Here is a 13,065-nt window from a genome sequence, read left to right on the forward strand (position 1 = left end):
CCGGATGATGGAGCGCAGGTCCGAGACCATTGCCTCGAAGCAACCCGCATCCAGCCAGCGACGGCTCTGCTGGTAGACCGCCTCCCAAGGCGGCAAATCGTTGGGCAGCATCCGCCAGGGCGCTCCCGCGCGCACCAGCCAGCGCAGGGCATTGAAGACCTCTCGCAGATCGTGTCCACGCTGAGGTGCGTGCGGGTCCATCAGGGTCAGGTATGGCGCAGCGAAGCTCCATTCTTCGTCGCTGACGTCTGTCGGGTAGGGCTTGCGGGGCATTTGCAAACTCTACCTCCCGCATCGCACTCATGAAGCAAAGTTCATAACACGCTCTAGGGCGAGTCGCCCGCCGCTCCCGTGGCGGCCGGCCGCGGACCGCCCGCCAAGGCCTCGGAACGGGATGCGTGAAACGGGCGGTTTCAATGCCCCGGAGAAACCCGCTTATGCTGGCGCGGCCTCCGAGATAATCCCCATGGCCATGGAACTTCGGCCCGGGAGGCGCTGTATAAAAAATTATTTCTGCGTCAGAAGATTATTTTCATGTTTGACTCGACCTTGAAACTTGCGGATCCGGAGGATGTCCCCGGCGCGCTGAAATCGGCGGGCGCCGAAATCATCCGTTCCGTCGCCCTTCCCTCGGGCATCGTGCTGTCCGAGTGGAGCTGCCACAACACCCTGACCGACTACAAGAGCGCTTCCGAGAACGTCCTCAGCATTTACCTCTCCGGCGGGGAAAACTGCAGCCAGATGCGCCAGCAGCAGATCGTGCGCAGCGGGTTCGAAAATGCCACCTGCCTTTTCCCCAAAGGCGGCGGTGAATCGCGGTGGCGGATCACGGGGCGGCTCAATTTCCTGCATATCTATTTCGATCCGGAAAGGTTCGGCCCCGCGATGCAGCAATCGCTGCGGCAGCCCCCCGAGGCCTGCCGGTTCCGCGAGGTCTTCCAGGAGGCCTCGCCCGTGATCGGCTCGGCGGCGCGCAGCATTGCGCTCACCGACTGGAACGACACCGGGCTGTCCACGGGCATCGAGGGGCTCACGAGCTGGATCATCCTGCATGCGATCCGCGACTACGCCGTGCCCGGCCTGGAGAAGACGGAGACCCGCGGCAGGTTCTCGGCGCGCCATGCCCGCCTGCTGCGGGATTACCTGGACGCGCACCTCGGCGCATCGGTGCAGCTCGACGACCTGGCCGGGCTGGTCAACCTGAGCCGCTACCACTTCCTGCGCAAGTTCAAGAGCACCTTCGGGCAATCGCCGCACGCCTTCCCGACCGAACTGCGCATGGCGCGCGCCCACGACATGCTGCAGAACACCACGCAGAAGATCGCGTCGGTGGCCTTTGAGTGCGGCTACAGCCAGCAAAGCCACTTCACCGCCGCCTTCCGGCGCTGCTATGGCTACCCACCCAGCGCGGTCCGGCGGCGTTGACGATCAGGGCCTGCTGGCGTTATGCCGCCGCCCGGATCGCCTCGGCAACGCCCGGCGCCCTGAGCTTGCGGTGCGACAGCGCCGGCACGCCGAGCTCGGAGGCGAGTGCGCGCACTTGTGCCTTGAAGCCGGCCTTGAGGTTGTCGTGGAAGACCACCGCATCCACCCCTCCGGCGATCGAGCGGGCGCAGGCCAGCATGTCCGGCAGGCGGCCGTCCGTGTCGTAGCCATGTGCCACCAGCCAGTGGTTGGGCAGCACGTGGGACAGCGCCAGGCCTTCCGTGGCCCCGAATTCACGCAGCGGCTGGGTGAATCCCGGCTCGAAATGCACGCCCCCCACGCACAGCAACGACACCGCGGCGGCCTCCCATCCGGATGCGCAGAGCGCCACCAGGGCGCGCGCGAGCACATCGGCCGCGGCAGGATCGGACCATGCCTCGGGCGTGCTGCCGATCTCCAGGTCGATGACCGAGGGCCTCAGCTCCGAGAGCAGCCTGCCCGGCTGGCCGCGGTAGAGCGGCCCGGACCAGTGCGTGGCCTCCATCCAGGTGGCATAGGCGTCCAGCCCGGCGCGCTGCCGTTCCGCCTCCACGCACAGGAACAGGGCCCGCGTGAGGGCGGGATCGACCGGGCTGAAGCACCCGCTGTCCATGTCCCCGGTCGTCTGCACGGTGAAGATGCGATCGGGCGCGTTCCGTCCCTCGTGCCAGTTGACCACGACCACCGCATCGGCGTCGCCGAACCGTTCGTTGACGAGGGGTGCATACCGCACGTAGTCGTGGCTCAACACCTCTTCGAGCTGCAGCAGGTGGCACCGCGTCTCTCCGATGGCGGCCGACAGCACGGGATGCCCATCGACGTGCCCTGCCCCGTCGTCCTGCCAGGGAATGCCGGACGACAGCAGGCGGCCGAGGACATGCGACGCGACCGGATCCTTGAGGGGATCGGTACAGAAGGCCAGCACGAGGTGTCTCATGCGTTTGCCTCCCATGCGGCCGCGGCCCATGGCATGGAGAGGATCCGGAAGCCTTTCCTCATCGGACGGGCTCCTTGCCGGCGCCACGCACCACCGGCCGGCGGCGCCATCCACGGCCCAGGCGGTGGGCCAGCTCGACGATCGGGCCGCGGTCCCGCATCCGGTAGAGCCGGCCCCGGGCCTCCTGTGGCGTGCTGTCCCAGGCGGACACATCGGGTGTGCGGCGCAGGCGGGCGACGAGGTGATCGATGGCCGCCTTCTCCGCCCGGGAGTACAGCGTCTCGGAGTTGTCGCCTTCGGCGGGCTGGACGCAGTGCCGGCTGACGATGTCACCGGCATCGAGGCCGGCGGAGACGCGGTGGATGGTGGTGCCGAGCCGGTCGTGCCGCCCTTCGTGGAGCGCGAAGAAGAAGCAGTGGTTGCCCTTGTAGTCCGGCAGGTAGCCGCCGTGGATGTTGAGGATGCGGCCTGCGGGAATGGCGGAGAGCACGGCATCCCCGATCTTCTTCGTGCCCATGACGATATAGGCGTCCGACACCCCGCCGCGCAGGATCTGCCCCACGAGGGGATCGTTGATGGACGGGGTGTCGTGGAACTCCGCGTCCGGCTCCTGGCTCAGCGCTGTCCAGCTGCGCGGCCCCTGCGTGCGGGCGAAAAACCGCTTCCGGTAGGCCTCATAGCCGAACAGCCTGCGGCGCAGGCCGTGGTAGAGCGTCCAGAGATAGGAGCGGTAGTGGCCGTTGCGGCGCAGCGAGGCGGCTTGGTCGTGTCCAGACTCCACAATGACCCGCAGGCTGCCGAACGCCTTCAGCAATTCGGCGGCCAGATAGAGGTGGTGCGGACCATCGGAACAGAGCAATGTGACGCGGGGCATCATCGGATCCTCCTGAAACGGGTGTCGAGTTCGCGGCGGGACGCTTCGAAGCGCGCTGCCGCGGCGAGTTGGCGAAGACCGCAGCGGCGCAGCCGGCCGTGCAGTCCGGCGATGGCCTCGCGCGTGGACGAGGCCGCGGGACCGCCGCCGGAGCCCAGGCGGTCGAACGGCTGCCCGTGCTCCAGTTCGATCCGCAGTTGCGCCAGCAGCCCGGAAGCCCGTGCCGCCAATGGGCCGGAGTCCTCCGCGGGAGCCTGCGCGAGAAGGTGGCCCACAGCCGTGTGTGCCTCCCGGAAGGAAGCACGCCCTTCCTGGACCAGGGCCTCGGCGGCGAGCGTGGCATGCGCGTCCCCGGCGCCGAGCGCGCGGCGTATGGCGGGTTCGTCGAAACGCATGCCGGCAATGGCATACGTGGCCACGGTGCACATGTCGCCCAGGCTTCCCGCGAGGTCCGCAATGGACTCCACGGCGCAGCGGCTGGCCTGGTAGGAATTGCCGGTGGGCAGGTGCGACAGCGAGGACAGCATGCCGGCGAACTGCCCGGCATGGCGGTCATGGTGCAGCCGCAGCCATTCCAGCAGGTAGGGGTTGCGCTTCTGCGGCATGTTCGACGAACCGCCGTACATGGCTTCCGGCAGCCGGACGAATCCCGTTTCCCGCATCGTCCAGAGCTGCAGGTCGATGGCGAGCCGGTTCAGGTGGCCGCTCAGTTCGATGAACAGGTAGGCGCAGCGCAATGCCGGCGTCTTGTCGCTGATCGCGGCCAGGGAATTGGACGGCCCGCGCACGCAACCCAGCAGGCGGGCCGTTTCATGGGTGATCGTGCGGAAGGTCGTGCCTGCGCCCGCGCATGCGCCGAGCGGCGAGGTGTCCAGGCCGTCCTGCAGCGACGACAGCGTCTCCATCGTTCCCAGCACGGCGGTGGCCTGGGCCGAGAGATAGTGTCCCGCTGTGCCGGGCATCGCCACCTGGTACTGGCTATGGATGGGCAATATGGTTTCCACCGTGGCTTCGGCGCGCTCCAGCAACGCCTTGCCGAGCCGCAGGGAACGGTCCAGGGTGCCCGCGATGGCCCGCCGGAGCGTCAGCAGCAGGTGCGTCGCATTGATGTCATTGCGCGAACGCGCGGCCTGGACCATACCGCCCGTGGCCTCCCCGCACCGGTCGATGACGTAGTGCTCGTAGTCGAAGTAGTCGCCGCGGCCGGAGGCATGGGCACGCAGGAGCTCCGGCTCCGCCTCCGCCGCCAGCACCGCATCCCGAAGCTGGCGGAATTGCCCGGCAGACAGGATGCCCTGGCTGCGCAGCATCAGCAGGTGGGCTTTCTCGATCAGGAAAAGGCTGCCCGCCAGGCTGCCGGGCCGGAATGCGCTGCGCTCGCCCAGCGCGATGCTGCGGACCGTGGCCGCGTCCGGCGGGGGAACCTCCGGTGGCGCGTAGAGCACCTGCGAACGGTTGCGCAGCATCAGCGCTGCGCGCAACGCCGACAACGCCGTGCGGCCGCCGGCGATCACGTAGCCGGCACGGTCCGAGAAATCGAAACGGCCCTGGTTGGTGCCGCCGTCCTGGAACGCGCCGGCATCGGCGGCGCCTTCCGGAAAATCGATGCCCAGGTAGCGGCGCCCGACATCGGGGACGATGAAGGCGACGGCGGCATGCAGGGCGGGCTCGGGCACGGCGAACTGGCTGCGCCCGGCCAGGTGACTGCGCACATACAGGTCGGCGACGGACCAGCCGAAGGCGTATTCCAGCAGCCGCGGGATCATGCCGCCCGCGAGCCGGGCATTGATCTCGATGACCGTGGCTGCATCGCCCTGGAGCTTCACCTCGGTGTGCGCGGGCCCGAAGGCGTAGCCGACCGCGTCGAGGGCACGGGTGACGGTCTCCACGATCCTGCGGTTCGCGTCCGGCCCGATGTCCGCCGGGAGCACGTGCGCAAGTTCGAGGAAGTACGGGGGCCGCGTCACGTATTTGCGCGTGACCGCCAGCACGTGGTGCCCGGCGCCATCGCTGAAGGTTTCCACCGAGAACTCGGTGCCTTCCACGAAGCGCTGGGCAATCCAGGGCCCATCCTGCGCATCGGGCATGCCACGGGCGTCGGTCACGAGCCGCACGCCGATGCTCCCCGTGCCCTGCCTCGGCTTGACGATCGCGGGAAACCCGATGCCCATGTCCATGTCCGCGGCGCGGCGGACCTCGCGTGTCGCCGGATACGGCACGCCGCGGGCCTGCAGCACCTCCCCGAGCCGCAGCTTGTCACGGCACAGCGCAATCGCGGCGGAAGGGTTGCAGGGCAGGCCCAGCCGCTCCGACAGGTGCGCGGCGATCTCGATGAAGCCGTCGCTCGTGGAGGCGACATAGCGGATGGCGCCGATGCCGGACACGGCCTGCGCCAGCGCATCGAGCGACCGCGTATCGCAGGCGATGGTGGCCAGCCCGGCCGGCAGCCGGCCGGCGAACCCATAGCGGGACGGGTCCCGGACCAGCCAGTAGACCGCGTCGTACCGGCATGAGGCTTCCAGCAGCCGGTGGCCGAAGCCGGTGGTGTTGGACTCGATATAGACGATCGCCATGGCTCAGCCGAACGCGTGGATCTCGGAACGGTTCCATGCCATGCAGGCCCAGTCGCTGCCCGCCTTTTCCGACCGGGGATGCCGGACCTGGACCGGCCGGACCCCGAAGCAGTCCGAACGCGGGGAATCGCCGGCATAGGTGGTGTCCACGTAGCGGGACCCGTCGTCCGGGCTCACGAAGACGATGGGCGTGGATGGGTACTGCGCCTGCAGGCTTCCGGCGACGGCATAGGCCGCCCCCGTGGTGGGCCCCCGGAAATGGCCCGTGGTCTGGTAGAGGTGGCGGGTGTAATGGTCGGCCAGGGGAGCGCTGATCCAGTGGACGTGGTCGAACATCGCGTGCTTCAGGTTGCCCGGCATCACGGTGTTGCCCAGCCCCCGCAGCGGGCGCGGGCCGTCGGGCTGGCCGAACAGGATGCTGTTGAACGTGTCCACCCCGACCAGCGTGCAGTCGGCACCGGCCGCGCGCAGCGCACCGGCGATGCCGCAGCTCGAGCCTCCGGAGCCCACCGGCGCCACGAGGACGACCGAGCTGCCGACCAGATCGCGCAGCTGGTGTCCGATGTCCTGGTAGGCGAGCGAGTTGTCCTCGTTGTCGTACTGCCGGCACCAGAACGACCCGGGTTCGGACTCCAGGATCTCGTGGAGCCTGTCCAGCCGGGCCTTCTGGTAGCCCTGGCAGCCTTTCTTGTCGGTGACGATCTCCACGCGCCCGCCCAGCATCTCGAGCTGGCGCCGGTAGCTGTCGTCGATCGCCGGGTCGCTGATCGCGATGAAGCGCGACTTCATGCGGTTGCAGACCATGGCCATGCCGAATGCGAAATTTCCGCTGGAGGTCTCGATGACGCTTCCGCCAGGCTTCAGGTCGCCTCGGGCGATCGCCTTGTGGATGATGAAGTGCGCGGGCACGATCTTCATCGCCTTGAACGCCAGCATGTGCATTCCCTCGTCCAGGGGAAAGACGACGGCGTCGCGCATGGCATCGAGGGGGGATTCGTAACGGAGCATCGGCGATCTAGGCGGTGGTGTAGAGGTGGGTGGAGATGTCGAGGGCCTGCAGCCGCTTCTGGGCGTGGAAGGCTTTCGCGGCGCACTCGGGATCGCGCGCGCCGTAGAGCAGGCCGATGTAGGTGCCCGAATGCGCGGCCACCATGCCCAGGGCATCGGTCTCTTCGCGCAGGGCGCGGAGCTGGCCGGTGTGCGGGTGGGGGTTGAAGGCCTGCGAGATCTCGCAGCTGCGCGTCGCGACCTCTCCGATCCTGCGCAGATCCGAGGAGCGGGCGGCGGCCTTCATGTCGTCGAGCAGCGCGTGGTACTCGGAGCACAGGGCGCTGGACACAGCGCATCGCGTCCGGTTGAATTCGATCGTGTCGCATTCGCCGCCGCGGTCGGTCCCCACGATCATGAGTTCGGGCGTCTCGCCCAGTTGCTCGTCGAGCTTCACCTCCCGGTGGTAGAAGGAGACGATGCCGTCGTACATCACCCCGTCGGTGGGCTCGATGCCACGGAGGATGGACTCGATGGTTTCGGTCCCCGGTTCGTGCCCGTGCGCGCGCGCCGTCGCCCGGATGACGGCCACCATGTCGGCGGAAGAGCTCGCGAGCCCCTTGCCTGCCGGAAAGACCGACTGGAAATGCAGACGGCCACCCGGCGGCAGGCCGTGCAGGCGCAGATAGTCCTGCGCGGCACGGCAGGCCTTGGTGCGGCAGGCGATGTTGCAGACCACCGCCGGCCCGTCCGTCACCTGGAACTCGACGATGGACATGAGATTGACCGGCAGGGTCACCAGGAAGTGCCGGCCGCCCGGCAACACCCCCTGCATGAGCTCGCCGAACGTGCCCCGGCACTGGCCGGTGGCCCGCAGCGGCGGCCATGCAGTGGACTGAAGCGCTTCTCCTCGTTCTTCCCGAACCATGTTGATCCTTGTCGTGCGGGCTCCCGGTCCCCTTGGCCAACAAGGCTAAACGCCGGGTGATGGTATTTTTTTCCAAAGATTGCTCAGTCATGTCGAGAAATTGCTGCGCTCCGGCGCTCTTGCGGCAGGCCCCCGCCCGGCGTACATTGGGGCCGTTGGCCAATCGTCTCCACCCGCCTTCGCGGGCCGATGGGCACGAGGAAGCAACGCAGCGGAAACACCCGCGATGCGTTGCGTGTTTCCTTTTCGTGCATCCCTTGGACAGGAGACGACGAGCATGGCTGCTTCCCCCCTCTTACCCCCCGCCCTCTGGCTGGCGTTCCTCTGCGGCGCGGCCGCCGTGGCCTACGGACTCTGGGCACGCCGCTGGATCCTCGCCCAGGACGCCGGCAGCGGGCGCATGCAGGCCATCGCCGCCGCGATCCAGGCCGGCGCGGCCGCCTACCTCGCACGGCAGTACCGCACCATCGCCGTGGCGGGCGCCGTGCTGGCCGTGCTCATCGGCTTCTTCCTGGACCTGCGCACGGCCGCCGGCTTCGTGCTGGGCGCGGCGCTCTCGGGCGCCTGCGGCTTCATCGGCATGAACATCTCGGTGCGCGCCAACGTACGCACCGCACAGGCGGCAGCACGGGGCATCGGTCCGGCACTCCAGGTGGCGTTCCGCGGCGGCGCCATCACGGGCATGCTGGTGGTGGGCCTCGGGCTGCTGGGCGTGGCCGGCTTCGGCGCCTTCCTGCTGCATGCGGGACCGGCGGCGCCGGCATCCGGCGCGGGCATGGCGGCGCACTTGCATCCGCTCATCGGCTTCGCCTTCGGCGCGTCGCTGATTTCCATCTTCGCCCGGCTGGGCGGCGGCATCTTCACCAAGGGTGCGGACGTGGGGGCGGACCTCGTCGGCAAGGTGGAGGCCGGCATTCCCGAGGACGATCCGCGCAACCCGGCCGTGATCGCCGACAACGTGGGCGACAACGTCGGCGACTGCGCCGGCATGGCGGCCGACCTGTTCGAGACCTACGCGGTGACCCTGATCGCCGCCATGGTGCTGGGCACGCTGCTGGGCCTGCCGCCGGCTCTGGCCGTGGCCTATCCGCTGGCGCTGGGCGGCGTGTCGATCCTGGCCTCGATCGCGGGCTGCGCCTTCGTCAAGGCGTCGCCGGGCATGGCCAACGTGATGCCCGCGCTCTACCGGGGCCTGGCGGTGGCCGGAGGGCTGTCGCTGGCGGCCTTCGCGCTGGTCACGTTCTGGCTGTTCCCCGATGCCGCGCTCTTTCCGCAGGCCAGCGCCTCGCGGCTCTTCGGCGCCTGCGCCACGGGCCTGGCACTCACCGCCGCGCTGGTCTGGATCACCGAGTACTACACGGGCACGCAGTACGCGCCCGTGCGCCACATCGCGCAGGCTTCCACCACGGGGCACGGCACGAACATCATCGCGGGACTGGGCGTGTCGATGCGCTCCACCGCCTGGCCGGTGGTGTTCGTGTGCGTGGCGATCCTGGTCTCCTACACCCTCGCAGGCATCTACGGCGTGGCGGTGGCCGCCACGTCGATGCTCAGCATGGCCGGCATCGTGGTGGCGCTGGACGCCTACGGCCCCATCACCGACAACGCCGGCGGCATCGCCGAGATGGCCGAGCTGCCGGCCGGCGTGCGCTCCGTGACCGATCCACTCGACGCCGTGGGCAACACCACCAAGGCCGTCACCAAGGGCTACGCCATCGGCTCGGCCGGCCTGGCCGCGCTGGTGCTGTTCGCCGACTACACGCACCAGCTCGGCGTGCAGGGGCAGGCGCTGCGCTTCGACCTGTCGGACCCGCTGGTGATCGTGGGCCTGTTCATCGGCGGCATGGTGCCCTATCTGTTCGGCGCCATGGCCATGGAAGCCGTGGGCCGCGCGGCGGGCGCCGTGGTGGTGGAAGTGCGGCGGCAGTTCTCCACCATCGCCGGCATCATGGAAGGCCGCGCCCAGCCCGAATACGGCCGCGCGGTGGACATGCTCACGGCCGCTGCGATCCGCGAGATGGTGGTGCCCAGCCTGCTGCCGGTGGCCGTGCCCGTCGCGGTGGGCCTGCTGCTCGGGCCGCGCGCGCTGGGCGGCCTGCTCATGGGCACCATCGTCACCGGCCTGTTCGTGGCCATCAGCATGTGCACCGGCGGGGGCGCATGGGACAACGCCAAGAAGTACATCGAGGACGGCCACCACGGCGGCAAGGGCAGCGAGGCGCACAAGGCCGCCGTCACCGGCGACACGGTGGGGGATCCCTACAAGGACACGGCCGGGCCGGCCGTGAACCCGCTCATCAAGATCATCAACATCGTGGCGCTGCTCATCGTGCCCCTGGTGGCCCGGCTGCACGGCGGAGGCTGAGCCGGCGGGCACGCCCGCCATGCACCGCGCGCCGATAGCAGCCGGCCGACCATAGGGATGGGCCACCCGCAGGCGACAAGCGGGCGGCCTGGCCTGGGGTAAGGTGGCAAGTTCCCGCTGTCCTCCCCGAAAAGGCTGTCCGATGCCGCTGCATGCATCCGCGCGATCCCTCCCCGTTTTCCGTCAGCCACCTTCCGGCTGGAAACCCGCCCTGGCGGCCGTGCTGGCGCTTGGCGCGCTGGCCGCCGGTCCGGCCTCCGCACAGGCCGCTGCACCGCAACCCGGCGCCGGCCCGGCCGTGCAAAGCACGCTGCAGGCCGTGCGCTCGGCCCCGGCCGTGCGGCAGGTGCTGGACGACCTGCGCACCGACCATGCCCGCGCCATCGAAGAGCTGCGCCATCTGGTGCAGATACCGGCGCCGCCCTTCAAGGAGCAGCGCCGCGCCGAATACGTGGTGAAGCGCTTCAGGGAACTGGGCCTGGCGGACGCTTCCGTCGACCAGGAGGGCAACGCCGTGGGCATCCGCAAGGGCACCGGCAACGGCCCCCGGCTGGTGGTGTCGGCCCACCTCGACACCGTGTTTCCCGAGGGCACCGACCTCACCGTCCGCGAGGAAGGCGGCCGGCTGTACGCCCCCGGCATCTCGGACGACACGCGCGGCGTCACGGTGCTGCTCTCCTGGCTCAAGGCGCTCAATGAACGCCAGCTGCAGACGGTGGGCGACATCGTCTTCGTGGCGAACGTGGGCGAGGAGGAACTGGGCAACCTGCGCGGCATGAAGGCGCTGTTCCGCGAGCATGCGGACATCGACGGCATGGTCGGCCTGGAGCCGGGGGATGGCGACGGCATCCTGAACCAGGGCACGGGCAGCCACCGCTACGAAGTGGCCTTCAAGGGACCGGGCGGCCACAGCTTCGCGGCCTTCGGGCAGGTGCCCAGCGCCATCCACGCGATGGGCCGCGCGATCGCGCACATCGGCGATGTGCAGGTGCCGTCCGATCCCAAGACCACCTTCACCGTGGGCAAGGTGGGCGGCGGCACCTCCGTGAATACCATCGCGGGCGATGCCACGATGGCCGTGGATATCCGCTCCAACGCCCTGCCCGCGCTGCTGCAGGCCGAGAAGGACATCATGGCCGCCATCCAGCGCGGCGTTCAGGAAGAGAACCGCCGCTGGAACACCGCCGCGAAGATCACGGCCGAGCCGAAGATGATCGGCGACCGACCGGCCGGCGCCACCGCCGCCGGCGAGCCCATCGTGCAGGCGGCCGTGGCCTCGGTCATCGCCTCGGGCGGCAAGCCCACGCTGCGCGCGGCCAGCACCGACGCCAACGTGCCCATGGGGCTGGGCATCCCCGCCATCATCCTGGGCAGCGGCGGCAGGACCGGCGGCTTCCACGCACTGGGCGAATGGTTCGAGCCCGCCGATGCCTGGAAGGGTGCGCAGACCGGGCTCGCCACGGTGCTCACGCTGGTGGGCGTCCAGGGCGTGAGCGAGCCGGCACTGGCCCGCCGCCCGCGCCGCTGAAGGAAAGGGCCCGGGTCAGGCGCGTGCCGGGCGGCCCGGCCGCGCGTTCAGGCGCACCGGGCCCGAGCGGGCCTCGACCGCCGCCTGCACCTCGCGACGCAGCCCGAGCGCGAAGCCGATCTCGGCTGCCACGAAAAGCGGCCCGACGATCAGGCCCACGAGGTCGTCCACGAAGGCGGGCTTGCGGCCCTCGTAGTAGTGGCCCACGAACTGGATCACCCATCCGACCACGAACAGGCCCACGCCCACGCCCAGCCACAGCGCAGTGCCCTGCGCCGCGAGCCACTGGCCCACGGCCAGCATGGCGGCCAGCACCGCGGCCATCGCGAGCCCGTAGCGTGCATCGAGCCGGAAATAGAACAGGCTGGCAGCCAGCGCCGCGGCCAGGGCGGGCGATACCGGCAGCAGGCCGCCGGCCAGCCACGCCGGACGCGACAGCAGCACCGTGACGGCCAGCATGATCATCGGCACGCCGACGAAATGGGTCTGGATATTACGCGGATCGCGGTGATAGTCCGCGTACTGCGACAGGTGGTCGATCAGGGTTTTCATGGAGCGTCTCCTGCGTGGCGGCCCTCTCGGTCGGGGTGCCTGGAGCGAATAATCCGCAGTGGACGCCGCGCCGTCTGTCGGCCAGCCGACACAACCAGGCAGGTGCCGGCCGCCACCCTTTCCCCCTCGCATGCCCGACACACTGACCTCCGCCGCGGACCATCTCGCCACGCTCGCCTCGGGCCGTTGGTTCGCCGCCCTGCCCCCCGAGCTGGCCGGCGCGCTCGCCGGCATGGCGCGCATGCGCGCGCTGCAGCCCGGGCAGGCGCTCTTCCTGCGGGGCGACCCGCCGTGCGGGCTGTATGCGGTCGTGCGCGGCGCGATCGACATCTCCGGCATGGGGGGCAGCGATCCGCAGACGCGCGCCGCCCTGCTCACGCGGCTGGAGCCACCCGCCTGGTTCGGCGAGATCGCCGTCTTCGACCGGGCCGCGCGCACGCACGACGCGCATGCAGCCGAGCCCGGAACACTGCTGCTGCATGTGCCGCAGGCGCCCCTGCTGGCCTGGCTGGCGCAGCATCCGGAGCACTGGCGCGCCCTGGGCATGCTGCTGGCCGACAAGCTGCGCACCGCCTTCGTCGCGCTGGAGGAACTCGCGCTGCTGCCTGCGCCCCGGCGCCTTGCCCGGCGGCTGGTGCTCATGGCCGAGGGCTACGGGCAGTGGGCCGGCGAGGGGCGCTCGCGCCGCTTGCTCTCGCTGTCGCAGGAGCAGCTGGCGCTGATGCTCGCGCTCTCGCGCCAGACCACCAACCAGATCCTGCGCGACCTGCAGGCCCGCGGCCTGCTGCGCATGCACCGCGGCGGCATCGAGATCCTGGACCTGGCCGGCCTGCGCTCGGCCTGCGGCTGACTGCCCG

General features: G+C 69.8%; 11 protein-coding genes. 4 read left to right on the forward strand and 7 right to left on the reverse strand.

What is annotated here, in order from left to right; genetic code table 11:
• Positions 1–273: transposase (locus BLR05_RS12155; RefSeq protein WP_143015907.1), on the reverse strand; the 273-nt coding region annotated here is incomplete at its 3' end.
• A 261-nt stretch (positions 274–534) separates the two neighbouring features.
• Here BLR05_RS12155 and BLR05_RS12160 point away from each other — a divergent pair.
• Positions 535–1,425, forward strand: a complete 891-nt coding sequence (locus BLR05_RS12160; RefSeq protein ID WP_092834742.1) for a helix-turn-helix domain-containing protein — start codon at positions 535–537, stop codon at positions 1,423–1,425.
• A 19-nt stretch (positions 1,426–1,444) separates the two neighbouring features.
• On the opposite strand, the gene BLR05_RS12165 is transcribed toward BLR05_RS12160, so the two are convergent.
• Genes BLR05_RS12165 through BLR05_RS12185 form a run of 5 tightly spaced genes read right to left on the reverse strand, consistent with a single transcriptional unit; the run spans position 1,445 to position 7,763 of the window.
• On the reverse strand, positions 1,445–2,401 hold the full coding sequence (locus tag BLR05_RS12165; protein WP_092834853.1) for a D-aminoacyl-tRNA deacylase: 957 nt from the start codon (positions 2,399–2,401) through the stop codon (positions 1,445–1,447).
• Between the two features lie 58 nt (positions 2,402–2,459).
• The gene (locus BLR05_RS12170; protein WP_167361253.1) at positions 2,460–3,275 is read right to left on the reverse strand and encodes a formyl transferase; all 816 of its coding nucleotides are present in this window, start codon (positions 3,273–3,275) and stop codon (positions 2,460–2,462) included.
• Complete coding sequence (locus tag BLR05_RS12175; RefSeq protein ID WP_092834744.1) at positions 3,275–5,848, reverse strand: lyase family protein; 2,574 nt, start codon at positions 5,846–5,848, stop codon at positions 3,275–3,277. Before BLR05_RS12175 ends, BLR05_RS12170 begins: the two co-directional genes overlap by 1 nt.
• A gap of 3 nt (positions 5,849–5,851) precedes the next feature.
• Positions 5,852–6,826, reverse strand: coding sequence for a pyridoxal-phosphate dependent enzyme (locus BLR05_RS12180; RefSeq protein ID WP_230681127.1), 975 nt, complete (start codon positions 6,824–6,826; stop codon positions 5,852–5,854).
• Between the two features lie 37 nt (positions 6,827–6,863).
• Positions 6,864–7,763, reverse strand: coding sequence for a GHMP family kinase ATP-binding protein (locus tag BLR05_RS12185; protein WP_092834746.1), 900 nt, complete (start codon positions 7,761–7,763; stop codon positions 6,864–6,866).
• Positions 7,764–8,040: 277 nt separating this feature from the next.
• On the opposite strand from BLR05_RS12185, the gene BLR05_RS12190 reads away from it, so the two are divergent.
• On the forward strand, positions 8,041–10,128 hold the full coding sequence (locus BLR05_RS12190) for a sodium-translocating pyrophosphatase (protein ID WP_092834747.1): 2,088 nt from the start codon (positions 8,041–8,043) through the stop codon (positions 10,126–10,128).
• A gap of 142 nt (positions 10,129–10,270) precedes the next feature.
• Positions 10,271–11,656, forward strand: a complete 1,386-nt coding sequence (locus BLR05_RS12195) for a M20/M25/M40 family metallo-hydrolase (RefSeq protein WP_092834748.1) — start codon at positions 10,271–10,273, stop codon at positions 11,654–11,656.
• 15 nt (positions 11,657–11,671) lie between these two features.
• On the opposite strand, the gene BLR05_RS12200 is transcribed toward BLR05_RS12195, so the two are convergent.
• Positions 11,672–12,208, reverse strand: a complete 537-nt coding sequence (locus BLR05_RS12200) for an Mpo1 family 2-hydroxy fatty acid dioxygenase (RefSeq protein WP_092834749.1) — start codon at positions 12,206–12,208, stop codon at positions 11,672–11,674.
• Between the two features lie 130 nt (positions 12,209–12,338).
• Here BLR05_RS12200 and BLR05_RS12205 point away from each other — a divergent pair, with 130 nt between their 5' ends.
• Positions 12,339–13,058, forward strand: coding sequence for a Crp/Fnr family transcriptional regulator (locus BLR05_RS12205; protein WP_092834750.1), 720 nt, complete (start codon positions 12,339–12,341; stop codon positions 13,056–13,058).
• The last annotated feature ends 7 nt before the right edge of the window (positions 13,059–13,065 follow it).

Source organism: Paracidovorax cattleyae, from assembly GCF_900104515.1.
Lineage (GTDB): Bacteria > Pseudomonadota > Gammaproteobacteria > Burkholderiales > Burkholderiaceae_C > Paracidovorax > Paracidovorax cattleyae.